The 19,500-nt window shown below is 33.3% G+C and carries 15 protein-coding genes; 4 read left to right on the top strand and 11 right to left on the bottom strand.

Annotated elements, in window-relative coordinates; all coding sequences use genetic code 11:
- The 4 genes from PHS07_03990 to PHS07_03975 form a co-directional block, all read left to right on the top strand.
- Positions 1-415, top strand: a 415-nt coding sequence (locus PHS07_03990) for a JAB domain-containing protein (GenBank protein MDD4607455.1), incomplete at its 5' end; no start/stop codon positions are given.
- An 8-nt stretch (positions 416-423) separates the two neighbouring features.
- A complete protein-coding gene (locus PHS07_03985; GenBank protein MDD4607454.1) occupies positions 424-2,163 on the top strand; it encodes a site-specific DNA-methyltransferase in 1,740 nt (579 codons plus the stop codon).
- A gap of 12 nt (positions 2,164-2,175) precedes the next feature.
- The gene (locus PHS07_03980) at positions 2,176-4,428 is read left to right on the top strand and encodes a DEAD/DEAH box helicase family protein (GenBank protein MDD4607453.1); all 2,253 of its coding nucleotides are present in this window, start codon (positions 2,176-2,178) and stop codon (positions 4,426-4,428) included.
- Positions 4,429-4,713: 285 nt separating this feature from the next.
- Positions 4,714-5,487 (top strand): exodeoxyribonuclease III, encoded by a 774-nt coding sequence (locus tag PHS07_03975; protein MDD4607452.1) that lies wholly within the window; start codon positions 4,714-4,716, stop codon positions 5,485-5,487.
- Here PHS07_03975 and PHS07_03970 read toward each other — a convergent pair.
- From PHS07_03970 to PHS07_03920, 11 genes are read right to left on the bottom strand one after another with little or no spacing between them, the layout of a single operon-like run.
- Complete coding sequence (locus PHS07_03970; protein ID MDD4607451.1) at positions 5,477-6,190, bottom strand: ComF family protein; 714 nt, start codon at positions 6,188-6,190, stop codon at positions 5,477-5,479. The two genes, PHS07_03975 and PHS07_03970, sit on opposite strands and share 11 nt — an antisense overlap.
- Positions 6,191-6,203: 13 nt before the next feature.
- A complete protein-coding gene (locus tag PHS07_03965) occupies positions 6,204-7,550 on the bottom strand; it encodes a hypothetical protein (protein MDD4607450.1) in 1,347 nt (448 codons plus the stop codon).
- An 18-nt stretch (positions 7,551-7,568) separates the two neighbouring features.
- On the bottom strand, positions 7,569-9,110 hold the full coding sequence (locus tag PHS07_03960; GenBank protein MDD4607449.1) for a hypothetical protein: 1,542 nt from the start codon (positions 9,108-9,110) through the stop codon (positions 7,569-7,571).
- A gap of 9 nt (positions 9,111-9,119) precedes the next feature.
- The gene (locus PHS07_03955) at positions 9,120-10,373 is read right to left on the bottom strand and encodes a hypothetical protein (GenBank protein ID MDD4607448.1); all 1,254 of its coding nucleotides are present in this window, start codon (positions 10,371-10,373) and stop codon (positions 9,120-9,122) included.
- Between the two features lie 12 nt (positions 10,374-10,385).
- Positions 10,386-10,985, bottom strand: coding sequence for a hypothetical protein (locus tag PHS07_03950; protein ID MDD4607447.1), 600 nt, complete (start codon positions 10,983-10,985; stop codon positions 10,386-10,388).
- Between the two features lie 25 nt (positions 10,986-11,010).
- Positions 11,011-12,834 (bottom strand): ATP-binding protein, encoded by a 1,824-nt coding sequence (locus PHS07_03945; GenBank protein MDD4607446.1) that lies wholly within the window; start codon positions 12,832-12,834, stop codon positions 11,011-11,013.
- A gap of 4 nt (positions 12,835-12,838) precedes the next feature.
- Positions 12,839-13,552, bottom strand: coding sequence for a TraC family protein (locus PHS07_03940; protein MDD4607445.1), 714 nt, complete (start codon positions 13,550-13,552; stop codon positions 12,839-12,841).
- 8 nt (positions 13,553-13,560) lie between these two features.
- Positions 13,561-13,992, bottom strand: coding sequence for a PrgI family protein (locus PHS07_03935; GenBank protein MDD4607444.1), 432 nt, complete (start codon positions 13,990-13,992; stop codon positions 13,561-13,563).
- Positions 13,993-14,023: 31 nt separating this feature from the next.
- On the bottom strand, positions 14,024-15,355 hold the full coding sequence (locus PHS07_03930; GenBank protein MDD4607443.1) for a hypothetical protein: 1,332 nt from the start codon (positions 15,353-15,355) through the stop codon (positions 14,024-14,026).
- A gap of 15 nt (positions 15,356-15,370) precedes the next feature.
- The gene (locus PHS07_03925; protein ID MDD4607442.1) at positions 15,371-16,120 is read right to left on the bottom strand and encodes a hypothetical protein; all 750 of its coding nucleotides are present in this window, start codon (positions 16,118-16,120) and stop codon (positions 15,371-15,373) included.
- A 13-nt stretch (positions 16,121-16,133) separates the two neighbouring features.
- On the bottom strand, positions 16,134-19,235 hold the full coding sequence (locus PHS07_03920) for a hypothetical protein (protein MDD4607441.1): 3,102 nt from the start codon (positions 19,233-19,235) through the stop codon (positions 16,134-16,136).
- Between the last annotated feature and the right edge of the window lie 265 nt (positions 19,236-19,500).

Here is a 19,500-nt window from a genome sequence, read left to right as displayed (position 1 = left end):
ATTTGCGGGTAGAGTTTTAGAGGTTGATTCTTCAAACACCTTGCCCATAGTCCAAACCCAAAAAGATATAATTGCTCAAATTTCCTTTTTGCGTGAACATAAAAAAGAAAATTTTGTTGTTTTATACCTGAATTCACGCAACGAGCTACTAAATAAAGAGACTATTTCTATCGGTACGCTGAATGCGAGCTTGGTACATCCGCGCGAAGTGTTTGAACCAGCGGCACGAATTTTTGCTGCTCAAATTATTTTAGCCCACAATCACCCTTCCGGGGATTCGGAACCGTCAGAAGATGATTTAGATTTAACAAAAAGAATGATAGAAGCCGGTAGAATACTAGGGATTGAAGTCGTTGATCATGTTATTATTTCAAATTTAAATTCATTTAGTTTTAAAGAAAAGAAATTGATTTAAAAAATATTATGGAAAATAATCAAACAAAAGAAAAACTCCTTGCCGAGATTGACCGCCTAAAAAAGGAATTAAAGAAGAAAAAGAAATACGGTTTAGTTTGGGAAGACAAACCGGAAGATGTTGTTGAAATGTGCAAAGAAAAATTGCCGGTACTAAAAGAAGTCAAAAGTAAGGAAATAACCACAGATAAAGACAAGCCAGTAAATTTACTGATTGAAGGTGATAATTATCATTCCCTTTCTGTTTTGAACTACACCCATAAAGGTAAAATTGATGTTATTTACATTGATCCGCCGTATAACACAGGAAATAAAGATTTTAAATATAATGACAGTTTTGTCGACAAAGAAGATTCCTTCCGGCATTCAAAATGGCTTGCTTTTATATCGAAAAGATTATGCCTTGCCAAATCACTTCTTTCAAAAGACGGCGTGATATTTATTTCAATTGGCGAAGATGAGGTTGCTCAATTAAAATTACTATGTAATGAAGTGTTCGGAGAAAAAAATTATATAACAAACTTTATCTGGGAAAAAACACAGCATTTTGGCCGGCAAAAAGTAAATTCTTATTCAAATGCTGATTATGTTCTCTGCTATGCAAAGCAGTTAAATAACGCAGGGCTTAAAGAGTTGTTGGTTGAGAGCATTAAGGAAGAGCATGAAGACGCGCCATTATACAACGCTTCAAATCCAGTAAATACACTTACTATTCCAGCAAGGAAAGTTATATTTAATATACCAGATGGAGAATACACACGAACTACTGATGAAAAGTACAAACTTTTACAAAAAGTTGTTGTTAAAAATGGAAAAAATAAAAATGCTTTAGTTTTACGATTCAAATCTAGGTGGTCACAGAAGAATGTCGAAAAAGAATTAGAGAAAGGAACAACATTTTGGGTAAAAAGCGAGAATTTTGCTATTCGTGCTATTTACGGAAGTGGTAAAACATCAAACGAATCGCCAAAACAAATTATTTTTACAAATGGAAATAATGAATTTGTTGCAAAGTCGAGATTTGGACAAAAGGTTGGCGTAAACGAAGAAGCGAGCAATGAATTGTTTAATATGATTGGAGAACAAAATATTTTTGAATATCCAAAGCCGAGAACTTTGGTTGAATACCTTACTTCTTTACTTTTTGATCACTATGAAAATAATTATCAAAAAGACATTACGGTTTTGGATTTTTTTGCTGGCTCTGGTTCGACTGGGCATGCAATTTTGAATCTCAATAAAATTGATAACGGCAAAAGAGTGTTTATTTTGTGTACAAACAACGAGGAAAATATCTGTTCCGACATTTGCTATCCACGCATACAAAAAGCTATCAAGGGATATAAGGCCAAAAAGGGCGAAAAAATTGATGGGCTTGGTGGAAATTTAAAATATTTTAAGACCGATTTTGTCGATTACAAAGAAGCGACCGATAAAAATAAAATTAGACTAACCGAAGAAGCAATAGAAATGCTTTGCGTTAAGGAGGGAACTTTTGAGGAAATCGAGAATAGGGTTGGGTTTAAGATTTTCAAAAATTCTGAACATTATAGCGGTATAATTTTTGACCAATTAGTGATTGAAGATTTTAAAAAAGCGATTAAAGATATAAAAGGTAAAATTAGCGTTTATATTTTCTCGCTTGGTGATGATTCATTTGAAGATGAGTTTGAAGATGTTAAACAAAAGGTAAAATTATCACCAATTCCCGAAGCGATTTTGAAAGTTTACCGAAGAATTTATAAATAAAAGAATAAAAATATGCAACTAAAAATATATCAAGAAGACGCCATAGCCGATTTATTGGATAAAGCTAAAAAGCTTTTAAGTGCGGACGGCGGTAAAAAATTGGTTTTTAAAGCCCCGACTGGTTCTGGTAAAACAATAATGATGGCTGAGTTTTTAAAGCAATTGGTTGATGACAAAGAAATCAAACAGCCACTTAGTTTCATTTGGGCTGCGCCGAAAAAACTGCATATTCAGAGCAAGGAAAAATTGGATAATTATTACGAAAAAAGCCGAACTTTAGAATGTTCGTATTTCGAAGATCTGAACGATAGAAAAATTGATGAAAATGAAATCCTGTTTTTCAATTGGTCTAGCGTAAATAAAAAAGGAACTAACACTATTGTTAAAGAAAACGAACAGGAATTTTATCTTTCAAAGGTTTTGGAAAGAACACGAGAAGAAGGCAGAACAATCGTTTTGATTATTGACGAAGTCCATTATTCATCCGGACAGATGGACAAAAAAGAAAAGTCGGCCGCGCTTCAGCTTCGCAAAGATATTGACCCAAGTTTAACGATAGAAGTTTCGGCAACCCCGATTCTTGAGGGCGATTATGATGTAAAAATTCTGGTAGATGATGTTAAAAAAGAAGCGATGATAAAAAAGTCGCTGGTTTTAAATGAAAATTTTGTAAATGTTTTTAAAGAAGGCAAAATAAAAACGGAATTGGGCGAAAAAAAGTATGACAAAGATAGTGAAAAAACAGTTATAGGTGAAGCCTTGAAAAAAAGAGCGGAACTAATCAAAAGCTACAATAAAGAAGGTAGTAATATAAATCCATTAGTCTTGATTCAGTTGCCCGATAGAAAAGGACAAAGAGAGGACGAGTTGAAAGACAAGGTAATTAAAATTTTAAAAGATGATTTTAATATTTCTACCGAAAAAGGTAATAACAAGCTGGCTATTTGGCTTTCGGGCGAGCATATAAACAAAGAAGATGTAGAAAAAAATGACAGCGAAGTAGAGGTTTTACTTTTCAAACAAGCGATTGCTTTAGGTTGGGATTGTCCGCGAGCGCAAGTAATGGCGTTGTTTAGAGAATGGCATAGTCCGATTTTTTCTATTCAAACAGTAGGAAGAATTATGAGAATGCCGGAACCAGATCGAGGTAAATATTATGGTGAAGAAATTTTGAACTACGGTTATATTTATACAAACATAACCAATGTGGTAATTGATAAAGATGTCGCCCCCGGCTATGTATCGTTTTTAACCAGTAAAAGAATAGACAAATACCAGCCGATCAATTTAGTTTCAGTTTATTCGAAGCGACATCGTGAAAAAACAAGATTATCTCCGCGCTTTATTGAAATATTTTTAGCTCAAGCAAAAGCGGATAATTTGAAAAGCAAAATAGATAAAACGGCGAAAAAAGTTGATATTAAGATTATTTCTGATTATAAAACCAGCGATATTGATAAATTAGCCGGTTCAAAAATTGTAGGTGATAAATCAATCACAGTGAGCGATGCTGATTTGCAGAAATTATTTGATTATTTTGTGAGAAATAGCCTTCGCCTTTTCTACCCGGAAGATAGGTCTGTAAATAGAGTCAAGGAATCTATTTATAAATTTTTCGAAAAAGAGTTGAAAATGGATTATTCAGAAAAGTGGGAAGAAATTGTAAAGATAGTTTTAGGCGATGGTAATCCACAGCTTTTTTTAAGTGTTTTAGATAAAGCGCAAGTTGAGTATAAAAATGAAACCGAAATAAGAGGGGGAGAGCTTGCTAAATTAGACGATTGGAACGTACCCGAAGTTCTGTCTTTTGGCAGTGATTATGTAGAGGAAGCAAGGGACAAGTCAGTGATGAAGCCTTTTTATGTAAAATATTTATCCGAACTGGAAAAATCTTTTGCTGAATTTTTAGATAATTCAGGAAAGGCTGAATGGTGGTTTAAAAACGGAGACAGAGACGCGACATTTTTTGCCGTGCCGTATGATGAGGACAAAACGCCATTTTATGTTGACTTTGTAGTCAAATTTAAAGACGGAAGAATTGGTTTATTTGATCCGCACGGTACTCAATTTTCTGATTTTGGACCAAAATCTGATGGACTGCAAAAATATATTAAGGAAGAAAATAAAAAAGGTAAAAATCTGTTTGGAGGATTAGTAGCTAACACAGGCAAAACAACAAGTAACGGCAGGTGGGTTTATTTTACCGATAGCGGTGCTAAATTTAAAAAAGGCGAGTTTGGTAATTGGACAGATTTGGAATTTTAATTTAGGTGGCGCGCCAGTTTTCAACTGGCACGAAATTCGGAAGCGAAAAAGGAAAGGTTCAAAATCCCGCCCGCATTCCTCCCCAGACCCCTCCTGCGGGCGGGAAGAAAGCCGAGGCGGGGCAATTCCATTCCCCCAGAAAAATAGTTTGCCCCGCCGAGTCCAAATTAGTTTTCAGGATTTTTGTCAAAAAAAGTTCGAACATCAATCAAAAAACACCGCCAATTTTAAAAATCCGTCAGTAACGGATTTTTAGTTTGTTTAATTAATTGCTATAATAAACTCATGACTCAACAAAATTTAACAATTTATTCTTGGAATATTAATGGTTTACGCGCTATCGTGCGCAAAAATTTTATAAACTGGTTTAATAAAACTCAACCCGATATTTTGTGTTTACAGGAAATTAAAACTCAAGCCAAAGATTTACCGACTGAAGTTTTACAGCTTAAAAATTATCAACTTTACATTAATTCAGCTGATAAAAAGGGCTATGCTGGCACAGCCGTGCTAACCAAGATTAAACCTTTAAAAATTATTAATTCAACTGGTATAAAAATTTTTGATCAAGAAGGCCGGGTCCAAGTTTTAGAATTTGATAAATTTTATTTAATTAATACTTATTTTCCTAATGCTCAAGCTGAATTAAAACGCCTAGATTTTAAAATAAAATTTAATCAAAAATATTTAAAATTTTTAAATAAATTCAATAATAAACCTTTAATTTTAACTGGTGATTTTAACGTCGCTCATCAAGAAATTGATTTAGCTAATCCCAATTCTAATCATTTTAATGCCGGCTTTACTGACGAAGAACGTCAATTTATTAATCAAATAATTAAATCTAATTTTGTCGATACTTTTCGTCACCTTCATCCTCAAACCCAAAAATATTCTTATTGGACCTATCGTTTTGGCGCCCGTCAACGTAATGTCGGCTGGCGAATTGATTACTTTTTTATTTCTAAAAAAATAATCAGCCAAATTAAGAAGGCTGAAATTTTAACTCAAGTCATAGGTTCAGATCATTGTCCGATTACCATTGCAATTAACCTCTAGCCAAAACCAAACCCCAAACATTTTTAAAACCAGTTTGCTTTAAAATTTTAGCTGCTTCCTGTAAAGTGGATCCAGTCGTCGCCACGTCATCAACTAAAATTAAAGTTTTATTTTCTAACTCCGGTTTAAACTTAGACTCAAAAGCACCTTGAATATTTTTTTCTCTTTGGTGTTTTTTTAATTTCATTTGTGAGGCCGTGTGTAATTTTCTGAATAAAATATCTGTTCTAATTAACCATTTAAATTCAGTCTGTAAATGTCGACAAATTAATTCTGATTGATTAAACTCTCGTTGATGATACCTTTTTTTATGTAAAGGGATGGGAATTAAAATTATATCTTGTTCAAAATTAGTCTGGTGTTGATTTATAAAATTAATTAATAGCTGTGCTAAAGGTTGCGCTAAATCTTTAATATATTGATATTTTAAATAATGAATGACTTTATGTAATAACTCATCTTCATAGCTCCCAGCAATATACAATCTATCTAAAAATGATTGCGACTGGCAAGTAACACAAGGTTGTGCTTGCTCGGATCGCTTTTTGCACACTGGACAATGTAAATTAGTTTTTAAATGTATTTTATCAAAACATTGTTTACACAACCAAACTCCTTCTTGACCACAACCCAAACATTTGATTGGAAACAAAAAATCAAGACAAGTAGTCTTAATTTTAATAATATACTTTTTAATATTCATTAAATTAAAAATTTTATCTCAACTGTATACTCTTGATTTTACCACTAAAATTATCTTGAAAATATAAATATTTTCCATCAACTGATAACATAATATTTTCAACATTTACCGATTCGGCTGGATTAGCAATAATTGACTTCATGCCCGTAGTTAAATCTATTTTATAAAAATCATCTGCAATATCATCTGCCATTTCAGGAAATAAACCGGCACCTTCCGGTAAATTTTTAGGAACAGCGCAATATACCACATGATTATCTCCAGAAAAAGTACATTTATGCGCCCAGGTGTTTAAATTTAAATTAGTGTGATTACGACCAATTTCATCTCCTTGCGCCCCAACTATGTACAAATTTGGGTTGTAATTGTTAGTATTATTATAAGCACTATATAAAACCTGCGTACCAGAATTATTCCATAAAGGCTCAAAACCGCGCCCCTCAACCATTAGTGATCTAAAATTTTCACCTTCATAACCAATTAATAAAACTTCTTGGCGCCAGCGTCCAGCGGCATCACCCGTGCGCGAAAAAGCTACCATTTGATTGTTGGGTGATAAATCAACAATAACTTTATCCTGATTGTTACCTAGCGGCTCTAAAGGTTTAGCTCCACTCCCATCTGGATTGGCCACACCTAACCACCGTTTATCCGAATTATCACTTTCAGTTAAAAAACCAATTTGACCACCAGCGTCTGAAAAGGAAAAATCATACCAATTTTGAGGTAATGTCACCTGCTGATTTTTATCAAAATCATAATAAATTTGACTACCATCTGGATATTCAATAATAGCTTGATCTTGTTTTGGCGACCACGTCACATTTTCAACATTATAAAACTTCATATCTGACAAACTCTTGGCTTGACCATTTTTATCAATTTTATAAAATTGTTGATTGTCGGGATTATAATAACGCAAATCGCCACTTTTATTTAAACTACTTTCTCGAGCTGTCTGATCGCTAACTGAATTAACTTGAGTCAAACCACCTTGAGCTAAACGCGAGGGTGTAGGTGGTACATAAATTTCTGTTTCATATTCTGATTTTGAAACTAAATCTTGAGGCTTAACTTCATCCTCCGGTAACCATCCGCGATTGGTATAGATTAAATTATCCCGCCGATCACCAATACTTGGTAAAAATCCGCTCGGTTCTGGCTGACAAGTTTCTGTATTACCATCACAATAACCCGACAAACAATCGCTATTGCTTGTACATATTTCACCAAAGTCACATTCTGGCGCGCAAGTCGGAGCTGACCCGGGTTCGGGTTTAAAAAAAGTATTGTATAACATAAAACCGACTAGTCCAACTAGGATAAAAAATCCAATTATAATAAGTATTTTTTTAGACATATGGTAAAGTTAATAAATTTAATAACCAAAAGATCTTTCACAAGCTTCTCTGTCAACTGCCGTCTCATATCCAAAACACGTACTACAAGACGTATGTGGAGGTATTATACTATAAATAAAATAATTTTTAGGTTGACATTTGGGATCCACAGCCCGCCTATTATTTCCTTTCCATTCGCAGAAAATATCAGCTTCACACTCTGATTGAATATCATAACCCATACAATCTTCTTCAGGTTCTCCTGAGTTTACCTCTTTTCTACAACAAGTTAAATATGAATCTAATGAGCCCTCTACTTCAACCTGTGTCAAAGAACATTTTGGAACTGCTTCACACTCAACGCCTGTCCAATTGCAAGCCTCATGTTCTTCACACTCTTCTTGACCCTCGTAATCAATACACGTTTCTAACCTAACTTCTGCTAGTTGTGTATTACATTGCATATTTACCACTGAAGAGTATCTGTCATCACTTTTTATTTCTTCTCTGGGCGTTTCTCCTTTTGATTTAACAACGTAACATTGATTGGGTGAATTAGGAGGACAAGCACTATTTAAAACAACCTTCCCCGTAACCAATAATGGCCTATAAAAATAACCGCAACCACCACCAAATAATTCGGTAACCGAAGAATTTCCTACTAGAAATTTTATCGTATCAAATGTTCCCGGATAATCTAAATCCGATACCAATACCTCTAAATCAGTAACACATTCTCCTCCTGTATAATTACCGCTTTCATCAGTTATGACAGAACAAATTTTACCTTCAGACACATCGCCATAAAATTGCCCTATTTGTCCTAAGCTTCTAAGCGTACCACCTGCAAATGTAAATGGTTCGCAATAAACCCCCATACAACCTTCCATAGCCTTTGCTGGATCTGGATCATTGGGGTTAAACAATTTAAAATCTCCACAAACAACTTTGTCCATTGCTGGACATATTGTACTAGCTTTTAATACACCTTGCGCAATCGGTTTTACTTTAACAACCCCCGGCATCTCTAAATCAACTAGAGCTGGATTAATAATATTTAAAATAGTATAAGAAAGTAAAGCTAAAAGTAACCCAACTAAAGCATCGATTATTCTTTCCTTGGCCGTCCCTATTTTAGATTGATTGCCGGCTGCCAAAATCCACATAAAACCTCCGACTATAATCATCACTACAGATAAGATTACTATCGCATACACGCCATATTCGTAAACAGCGCTAATATAATGCGGTAAATTTTTGACTTCGTTACCAACCCCTGGAATACTGACTTCTAGTTTAATTGGTTCTGTAGCCAAACAATCATCAAAAGTCTGACACATTTTACCGTTTTGCCAATTTCCCCCTTGCCCCTCACAAGCTGCCTGCGTCCAGCCATCTATACACCCGCTATTGCCACCTCCGAAGATACAGCAACCAGTTGGAACCGTAGTTTGAGCTTGAGCCTGATTAATTATGGTTGTTTTTGAAAAAAATAATAAACCCAAAATCCCCACCCACATCTGTAAAACAAAAATGGCTATAATTATGATCAAAAATATTTTTGAAAAACTCTTTTTCATAAATTAATTTTAATGCCAAAATTCATCCCATAAAGCTTTCGCACCCTCCCAAAGTAATTCTCTATTTTCCCAAGGATTCTCAATGGCATCGACTATAATATAAATCATTCCTAAAATCATGTATAGTGCAAATATAACAATTAAATTGGCAAGTACAATAACACCAATTTCTAACCACTCTATAGCTTTACTACCTATATCAAATTTTTTAGCGACTTCACCTATTTGACCTAACTCTTCTGCTTTATCTAATGTCGGCAACCATTCTTGCCCCATGGGGCAAAAAATATCTTTTAAGCCAGGGAGAGCTAAAGAAAATATATATCGACAAAAAAAATGCAATTCTACATATATAAGAGTTAACCCAACAGAATCCGGTACATTCTCCCAAGCTGCTTTTAATAATTGTTTGGTTGCTTCTTGAGATCCTTTATAAACCACGTCCTTAATAGTACTACTAACCTCTGAAGCACCCTTTGCATCAGCTTGTTTACGAATGTCACTATACTGTTTCATAATGTCACGCGCGCTCATACCTTTAAAATTTTCACCTTTCGGCAAACCAGCCCCCTCTTTTCCAATTTGACTAACTTCATTGGCTTTATTTTGTTTATCAGCAGTTTGTTGTTTCGTAAATTGCCGTTTTTTTTCTTGTTCTTGTTCAGGTGCAACTTTATCAACACTCTGTTTTAAATTTGGGTCTGCTGTTTGTCTTGAATCTTGAGGTTTAACTTCTTTTTGTTGTTCGGTCGGTTGATTTATTCCTTGACCCTGATCTTTGTTATCCTCCTTATCTTTGTCCGCGTTTCTATTTTCTACTCCCTTTTTTATTTCTTCTGGTTTTAAATTGATTTTATCTTCCGCATCAGATTTTGCGGTTTGATCTATGCCCGATTCCGCATCGCCATTGGTTTGGTTAGTGTGCTGATCTTGATTTTTAAAATTATCATTTTTAAAATCTTCATTTTGAGTTTGTCCGGCTAGCGCTGAATTATCACCTTTTTGATCTTTTTTATTATCTAAATTATTTTTACTTGAACCCACCCTTGTAGCTGGCGCTTCATTTTGATTATTTTCTTTTCCAGAAGTTGTTAGACCTTGGTTTTTTTTACCAGTTGATTTTTTATTTAAATCCCGTTTTTTAACTTTAGCTAACTGTCTTTTAGTTGAATCCTGCTTAGTCTCTTTAACTTTATCGACAATAGTGTCAATAAGTTTTTTTTTATCATCTTGGGATAAATTGTCTAAAAAATCTTGAGCCATATTTTAAAATAATTATTCAACTGCTTGCCATTCAGCCGAATCAACTAACCAAGTATTATTTAATTTAACTAAATCCAAAATTAAATCCTGATAATAAATTTTTTGTTCGTCGGTTATATTTTTTTCTATCCGTTGAGTTGAGACTTTAACCTGCGCACTAATTTCACTTTGAGATAAAATTTGGGCAGTTAAAGCCTTGGTAGTTATACCACTATAAACGCTAGTATCTAAATTTTTAGCTCTTTGCTGTATAATATAATTTTCTGCCCAAGTTTGCATTTGATCACTCATTAAAGGCATTAAATCTTCTAAATTGCCATAATCACCTTGATTGGAATAAGTGCCAAAACGCTCACTAAATGACCGACTAAAATTCTTAATTTTTGTTTCTTCGCTTACTACTTTAGGCTGTGACTGTGGAGTTAAATTGAGTTGATTATTTTGACCATTATTATTTTGGTCAGACGGTAAATAAGGTTGCTGATCTGAAATTTGATTACCATTTTCATCTTGAATTTCGCTTTTATCTTTTAAAAATAAAAAATAATAACCTACGACTATAAGGGTTAAAATTAAAACAATTATAATAATAATTTTGAATATTTTTGACATATATTTTAAGTTTTAAAATTTAAAATTATTCTGACGGATTTTCCTCTTCAAACTCTTTTTTAGCATCTTCAATGTCTAATAACTGCTGTGGATCGGTAGTAATTAATTGATCTTCGGTATAAGAAGCAATCACCTTAATGGCCGCATGTCGTTGCCCAGCGAAAAAAATACCCTCACCCACGCCACAATCTAATAACATATATTTTTCGCCTTGGGTCAATTTAAAAGTTTCAACAATTTTATCTACAGCCGTTACGCTTTGTTTCATTAATAAACGTAAAGCCGAATTGTTTAAAATAGCATGTCCATAAGATGAACTTAAAAAATCATTTACATCTTGAGTAATGGTTGTCACACCTAAATAATATTTACGACAACGCTTAACTAAAGCAAAAATAAATTTAGCTGAATCTTCGTGTTGCATCAACCACCAAGCTTCATCTACAATTAATAAACGTTTTTTCATTTTTGATCTGACCACGTTCCAAATATAATTAATAATTGTGTAAATAGCAATTGGTCTTAATTCATCTTCCAAATCTCTAACACTAAAAACTACCAATTGGTTATCAGTTTCTATGTTTGTTGGATTATTAATCAAACCAGCAAAAGTGCCCTCAGTATATTTTTTTATTCTAGCCACTAAATTTTCAGCCCCAGTCATGCCTTCTAAAATTTCTTGAAAATCACTCATGATGGGCATATCTATTTGTTGAGTTAAATCAGTGGCCGCTGTAATATCTTTTTTGGCATAAGTTTCAATTAAGGCTCGATCAACAATCGAATCTTCTTCTGGGTTTAAATTACCCACCATTAAACGAATCAAACCCTTTAGAGTAATAACAGCTGAACGAATAATATCAGCCGTAGAAGCTCCGCCCTCAATTGGTCGAGGTAAATCAAAGGGATTTAATTTGCTTTGAGCTGACAGAGAAATATCAACATAAGTTCCACCCACCGCATCTGATAAATGTTTATATTCTTTTTCTGGGTCAATAATAATCATATCCGTACCAAACATCATGCTCCGCAAAACTTCTAGTTTAACCGTATAACTCTTGCCTGCACCCGAAGTGGCAAAAACACACATATTGGCATTTTCTAAACTGAAACGATCAAATAAGATTAAACTATTATTATGGCGATTAATACCATATAAAATACCATTATCTGAAGTTACATCAGCCGAAACAAAAGGATAGGTTGCTGCACAGGGCGAAGAGGAGATGTTAGATGTAATTTGCAACTGATCACTGGCTAATGGCAAGGTTGAATTAAAACCTTCTTCGGTTTGAAAAAGCGCCCGTTTGGTATAGACCAATTTTGAACCTAAAAATGATTCTATTTTTTCTGATAATAAATTTAATTCCTTAATTGAGTCAGCATAACAAGTCACATATAAAGCAAATTGAAAAAAACGCTCTGTGCCCTGAGTTAGACTATCACGCAAATCCTCTGTATCACGTAAAGCTGTTTCACGCATAGGATCACGCGGAGCCCCTTTTTCAGCTGACTCAGCTAATTCGGCCTGTAAATTTCCCACCCTTACTTTTAATTTTTTTAAAATAACACTCGATTCGATTGGATAAAAATACAACCCAATATCTAAAGGTGCACTCATGTTAATGATTGGCATAAACCAACCAATACTCACATAACGTGGATAAGAAATTACAAAATGAGTTTGAACATATTTATTGCCCAACTCTAAATAACGAGGAGTAACATTAATTGAGGCTGGCGCTATAAAATCACGAATTGAAATCACGCCACGACGATAAACCTTTTCGGCCTCAATTAGCTCTTGAGTTTGTAAATCTGGTTGTTTTTCTACTTGATTTTTAAACATAAAATTATTCTTCTTCAAAATTTAATTTATTATTTTTAGCTATCGGTTGTTGAGGTGAAGTGGTAGGATTATAGATATTATAAAATAACTCGATTAAACTTTGGGTGTCTAAAATTGTTGATTTTAAACCCATGCTCTGTAAACCCCCCTGAACAAAATCAACCCGTTTAAATAATTTAGCCCTATATTTATCAAAACGTTTTCTATCTAATCTGACGGAATTGACTGGCGATATAGCATTATATAATCTAGAAAAAAAGTTCATCTTTGTGTCGCCGGTTGGATTATATGGCACTATCACAAAAAATTTTTTACTCATAATTTCTCCCATTTTAACCAACTCTTTAATAAATTCTAAATAATCCGTGGTCTGCATTTTCATTAATTCATTTTCTTGCTTACGCTGAATGTCCTCAATTTGAGCAATGTAAGCATCTATACTCAATGGTCGTGATTGAATAACTATTTGTAAGGGAAAATCATTTAAAACATTCAAAAAAGATACATAACTTTGAATAATTGCCTCTTGTTCATCTTCTGATTTTAAAGCAAAATTAATTGAAGACACTAAAATTACTGTTCTGAGCGATCCATCTTTTAAAATTACACAATCATCCCTAATCTCGTTAATATCTAAATATTTTTGCGTTGACGGCGCTTTTTTTTCTTTTTTCTCCAAAGTGTCTTGAGTTGAATTTGAGTTGTCTTGTTTAGCCATAATAAAAATTATTTAATTTCGTTATCGTCTTTATAAACCCCGCCCGTATCAACTACTAAAGATAATTCTGATAATTTGCGAGGAGATAAAACTTTAGGCATATAAATCATTTTATCTTGAATTTCTTTTTCCTTAGGTGGTTTAACGTATTTTAAGGAATAATTTTTATGCCAAAGTCTCAAACGTGGTTTTTTATAAAAATTAATTAAATCAATAATAAAATAGTGAAAGGGACGATTATTAATTTTAATAAAAGCAAAAGCTCCAAAAACACCTAAAATTAAAATTGTTTCTGTAATAGCTAAGCTAAAATCGGCTGTTTTCCAAACTAAAAAACACAAACCACCGCCAACCAATAGTAATAAAAATTGACGGACGGTAATTGGTCCGATTACCCGCGGTTCAACATCTAAAAATTGTGGAATTATAAATTGGCTCATAATTAGTTTTAAAAAATTTAAATCAAAAAATCTAAAATTCTAATTCGTTATTTAAATTATTAATAACTTTAAATTCTTCCAAAGTTAAATTTTGTTCTCCAGACTTTTCTGCTAAAATTGTTTCGATTGGTTTTTTTTGTTTAATGCTTTCCTGCCCAAGACTTAGATACATCTTTATTATATCACTTTTATACCAAGCTTCGATAGCTCGCGCTTCTTGCTCTAAAGAGTCTTGACCTAAAATTTTTATTTTTTCTTTTATTTTTTGGGCCGACTGCTCTGCTGTATTAGTTAACGATCTAAAGGTGTTTAAATCTATTTTTTGCAATTCGTCAATTGGTCCAACAACTTCAAATTTATTTGACTGAGAAACAATCGGCATCGACTGTTTTTCTATTTTGGATTTAACTAAACGAATTGATTCAAGGCTGGGACGTTTTACTGTCGGCGTAGTAGGTTTAATTTCAGAAACCACTGGTCTAGCGGATAAAACTGGTTGAGTCACCATTTGCTTTTTTATTTCAGATGGCAATTCGAACGCCATCTTATTCTTTTTATTTAATTCCTTATCTGTAAATTGAGCTCTAGGGCTTAATTGAGACTGTTCCTGTGCTTTAGGCTGAAATCCAACCGTCGCCCTCTTAACTAATTGTTCTTCTTGCGATGTAATTGTAGATAAAGTCGGCTCTTCCTTTTTAGCCTGTTCAATTTCTGACTGACGATTTTTTATCTCTTGCTGAATTAATTCTAAAACTCGGCGAGCTTCTTGCTCATTTAAATTTAAACCGCCAACCTTACGATCACGCATCATTTTATCTAAAATCTGACGATCATCACGCACCTCTTTCAATCGACTAACAATGATTGATATAAATCTATTTTTAAATACTTCATCAGTTAAATTTAAACCTGACTTAACACTTATTTCTAACGCAATCTTATCTAAATTATTAGGAACTATCTTTACTGCCGGTAGTATATTTTCAGTTACTTGTTGAATATCTAGCTCGTCTTCATCTAAATCGAATGATTCAATTTTAACTGGATTTTGAATTGGTAAATCAGAAGATGCATCTTGATTTGGCTTTAAATATTTTAAAACTGGTTGAAAAATTTGATCAATAAGTGTTTGTTTTAATTCATTGGCTTGAGTATTATTTAAATTAAACTCTGCCATCAAATAACCAGTTAAATCGTTTATTTTAATATCTTGAATAGCCACCTTCATAACTGTTTCATACAAAGTTCCAATATTAAATTTTTTTGACAACTCATCCATCTTGCTAGTCGCCTGCTGTGAACCTATTTTTTTTCTGATCTTGTCGTCTAATCTGTTAAATTTGTTTAAATAATTTAAATCCATTTTTTTGTTTTTAATTTATTTTTTATTTAAATCTTGAAAATTTATAAACTGTCCATTATGCAAAATTTTCATCTGTCCATTTTTATCTATATAAACTAAATCTTCCTCAATTCCTTCTGGTGTCGCTGAAGAAATTTTTAATTTTTCATATAAGTGAATTACTTGACGTAAAATGCTCCGTTCATCATCTGTTAATTTTTTAGTATTTAAACTGTTAATTAAATAATTAGTTTGTTTTAATGTGTCTGTATCTATGCCAATTCTATCTATATAATCTTTCAACCAGTTAGCCATAGTTGGCGCGACTTGATGTCCAGATCCCAACTCAATAGATTCTGAAGATATTCTCTGCTGATTATTTTTCATAGCATTTATTAGTCTGATTTTGAATTCATCTCGTTCCCACAATAAAACACTAGTAAGTTTATATTTTAATTTTTGATTAAAATCATAAGATTCTTCATCCGTAAAACTATCTAGCTGCCAAGCGAAAGCTAGGTCTTTCTCAAATAAATTAATAGTCTCTTCATCTGATAATAAAGGTAGAGCTAAAAATTTCAATCGGCGCAATAAATAAATATATTTATTTATTAACTTATTGTTCACTCCACCACTATCTTTTTCGAATATTTCTTTAATTTTTAAAAATAATTTCCAAGCTAAAAAGGTTTTATCCCAACGAACATAATCATCAACTTGCTGAGTTAATTCTTCTAGAAATTTTTGATCTCTTAAATTGACTGTTTGAATTTTATCTAATTCCATAATTAATTTAATATTATTTTTTACTAGCATCAACTCCACCCAGAGTTAATCTTAAACGCTTTTTAAAAATTTCCATCAATTCTTTTATCTCTGTTTCGGTGGGTTTCTTCTCATAATTAGTATTAAAAGCTTGATTAATACCGTCTTTATCACCAAGCTGTAAAAATTTCACAGCCTCAGCCATAGATTTAAATTCTTTTTCATATTTTTTAGCTGACTGAGTAGCACCCATTTTACTAGCTAAATAACTCAAACTAGCCTCCAAACTACTAAACTGGGCTTGAAGACCAGACAAATCAATTGGATTTTGATTAGCTGTTGCACCAATATTGTTGGTAATATTATTAACAACAATTTCCTCTCCAGCCTTAGTATCAAAGGATTGATGTTGCTTCTCTTGTAAATTTATAATTAACTCGTCAGCTTTCTTTTCTGCGTCATTTATCTTTTGAGGATCATTGGAATAATCCTTGCCGTCCATATTGCTCCACATGTCAATAATCCTCTGAACTAAACTGTCTTTTTTATTAACACTACCCTTATAACCGCCACTATAAGCTAATAAATTTTTATAAAGCTGACCTTCTTCGTCTAATTTGCCTCCTAGTCCCGATGCCCTTTTAACTTTTCTATCATGTTCCTCATAGCTATCTATGCCCGAATTTACGTTCCCACTATGAGGCGCTTGAGATGATTGGTTGACGGGTGTCTGGGTTGTAGGCGTTGAAATTGGAGGCGTTGGAACTGAAGATAAAATCTTATTAGCTTCGTCTTCAAAATTTTTAAGATCACGTTGTTTTAAATAGCCAGCATCATCTTTATGGTTTTTCATAATATGTCCCAAGATTTTTTCAGAGCTCCAGTCCTGATGACTATTTTTAAGTTTCTCGTAAGATTCTCCATTTAAATGACCATATGGGTCATTTTCAATCTTATTCCATTCTCTCGTGGCATTGTTTCTAATTATACCATCAAAAGTCTTTTCATCCATTTCTAATCCTTTATTAACTATATAAGCCCATTTTTGGGGATCAAGTTGTTTAAGTGAATCATTATCTAAATTGTTCATCAATTCCGCCTTGTCTTTAGTCTGCATTTTTTCAAAAATTTTCTTAAAAATATCAAAATCCATAGACCAAACTGTTGATTTAATGCCGTTTTCCTCTATTCCATCGGCCACGTCCATTTGCTTTGAAACCTTTTTACCGTTCGCATCCGTAAAGCTATAATCAGTTTCAATATTATTGCCTTGACTATCTTTAACTCTCTGGGTTAGTGTTACTAAAGACAAAGCATCTGTTTCAACCATGTGCTTCTCGGGGGATTTGGGGCCAAAAGCTCCCTGAATGTATTTTTTTTGTTCTTCTTCTGTTGTTGCTCTATGACGACCCTCGTTTTCATCATAAACAAACAAACCAGATCCGGGAGTTATACCATTTTTTCTACTATGTTCAGCGGCCATCGCTGCAAACATACCACCCCTAGCTAAACCAAGTTCTGGAATAATTTTATCTTGAATATATTTTTGTCTACCTTCCCTGTCTGTTCTATAGCCCGCTGACGTTATCAGTCCACCTTCCTGGCCAGTCATATGTAAGGCCAAAGTTCCACCCATTCTTTGTATTGGGTTTTTACTTGTTTCCGCTATGTTTTGTATTTGGCTTGAATCCATGCCATCAAGTTCTCTAGCTTTTTCAATGACTTGTTTTACAAATTCTCTATCGCCATAATTAGTTTTTTGTCCTCCGGCAATTTTAAACATTTTATCTAAATTATCAGCCCTAACTTGACCATAATTCATTTTTTCTTTTTCTTCTAAAAATCTCTTTGCGTTTTCTAAATGAATAGACGGCCTTAATGTTGTTGGTTTTTCTAATTTACCAGCTATTTTTTGCAAACCTTGAAATCTTTGTAATTTATCTGATGATTGAATTTTTTGACCAGCCCACTTCTGTACCTTCATTTGTGTCATATCTGCTCTTTTGCCTCCCCAAACTGCCAAACTCTTCCCGCCTTTTTTCATTAAGTCTGGGGTCTTAGTTGCAACATTGCCCAAGACTCCACCCATCTGTTGAGTCGCCATTAAACCACCAACCAACATGGCAATTGAAATAATAAAACTCAACATTTTTTCTGAAGAGCCTATCTCTGTTATGGCTGCATTTAAATTTCCTTGACCCTGATTGGTGGGGGAGGCATAACCTTGATTTTGAGGCTTAGTGCCAGCCTGAAAACTAGCACCCATACCACCGGGGGTGTTACTGTGTGTGGCCATAATCGTTAAAGATAGCCAGAGAAAAAAAGCTAAAATCGGGCCAACCATGACATATTTAGAAAATTCGGACCACCATTGCGTTACCCATTTAATAGTTCCGACTCCTTCCTTAGCTGATGGAAACGCACTCATTAAAAATGCCATCGGAGACAAAACTACAAAAATCCAAATCATAACAATTCTAAAAACTAAAACTAACAACATTACAACCACCACACACAAAGTAATCGATAACATAATTTGAGCTAAAATCAACGAACCAAACAAAGAAATACCCTCTAAATCGTTTTGCTGATTAGCCGGATTAAAGCTCAACATATCTGCTAAACCAATTGCCTGAGTTAAATTACCAGCTGCCGCACCCTTAAAAGCATTTACAAAAGTCAACATGATAACTTGGGCGAAATCAATAAACAAACCACAAATTAATTTACTAAAATTAATCATAATTGCTGCCAAAACTACTCGACCCAACATGTTTTTATAATTATATTTTTTTATACCTAAAACAGTACTAAAAGCAATTAATAGTAATAATAAAATAAAAAACATATTGCAAATATCACGCACAATCATCCAACCCTTTGTCACTGCCGGCGAATTAATAAAATCATTATATTGCGCCACCTGAATAACCAAACCCATAATTAAAACCACTAATTTACCAATTAACCACAGAAATGGATAGCTTATCCAACCTAAAACTTTAATTACACTATCTACTAGTTTAGCTTGAGTTAAATTAGGAAAAATAAAAAATAGCCCCAAACATAAAAATAAAAGTATGACTCCGAGCAGAATATATTGAGAGCTTTTATTTTTAATCTTTAAGGCTAACATTACAATTTAGAGGTCAAACCTCTTTATTTTTTTATTTTTATTATTATTTATATATTATACTATTATATATAGTATAGCACAATAAGGGTAATTTACTAGGTTTTAAAAAGATAAATTGTGTATAATTATATCAACTTATTGTTTTAAACACATACATTTTGCACCCTCAAACCAAGGGCTTGATTAGGAGTTAGACCGTTTAAGGCACAATGTTCTAAATCATTGTAATACATATTCCAAAGTTTAATCTTGTATTTTAATTCTT

The sequence above is a fragment of the Patescibacteria group bacterium genome (assembly GCA_028707495.1).
GTDB lineage: Bacteria > Patescibacteriota > Patescibacteriia > UBA2591 > JAQWAS01 > JAQWAS01.
Note: the sequence above shows the minus strand (reverse complement) of the source record. Positions and strands in the feature narration are given on the sequence as shown.

Coding starts and splice junctions, on each gene's coding strand:
- PHS07_03985 (MDD4607454.1), top strand. CDS start 424: ATGGAAAATAATCAAACAAAAGAAAAACTCCTTGCCGAGATTGACCGC.
- PHS07_03980 (MDD4607453.1), top strand. CDS start 2,176: ATGCAACTAAAAATATATCAAGAAGACGCCATAGCCGATTTATTGGAT.
- PHS07_03975 (MDD4607452.1), top strand. CDS start 4,714: ATGACTCAACAAAATTTAACAATTTATTCTTGGAATATTAATGGTTTA.
- PHS07_03970 (MDD4607451.1), bottom strand. CDS start 6,190: ATGAATATTAAAAAGTATATTATTAAAATTAAGACTACTTGTCTTGAT.
- PHS07_03965 (MDD4607450.1), bottom strand. CDS start 7,550: ATGTCTAAAAAAATACTTATTATAATTGGATTTTTTATCCTAGTTGGA.
- PHS07_03960 (MDD4607449.1), bottom strand. CDS start 9,110: ATGAAAAAGAGTTTTTCAAAAATATTTTTGATCATAATTATAGCCATT.
- PHS07_03955 (MDD4607448.1), bottom strand. CDS start 10,373: ATGGCTCAAGATTTTTTAGACAATTTATCCCAAGATGATAAAAAAAAA.
- PHS07_03950 (MDD4607447.1), bottom strand. CDS start 10,985: ATGTCAAAAATATTCAAAATTATTATTATAATTGTTTTAATTTTAACC.
- PHS07_03945 (MDD4607446.1), bottom strand. CDS start 12,834: ATGTTTAAAAATCAAGTAGAAAAACAACCAGATTTACAAACTCAAGAG.
- PHS07_03940 (MDD4607445.1), bottom strand. CDS start 13,552: ATGGCTAAACAAGACAACTCAAATTCAACTCAAGACACTTTGGAGAAA.
- PHS07_03935 (MDD4607444.1), bottom strand. CDS start 13,992: ATGAGCCAATTTATAATTCCACAATTTTTAGATGTTGAACCGCGGGTA.
- PHS07_03930 (MDD4607443.1), bottom strand. CDS start 15,355: ATGGATTTAAATTATTTAAACAAATTTAACAGATTAGACGACAAGATC.
- PHS07_03925 (MDD4607442.1), bottom strand. CDS start 16,120: ATGGAATTAGATAAAATTCAAACAGTCAATTTAAGAGATCAAAAATTT.
- PHS07_03920 (MDD4607441.1), bottom strand. CDS start 19,235: ATGTTAGCCTTAAAGATTAAAAATAAAAGCTCTCAATATATTCTGCTC.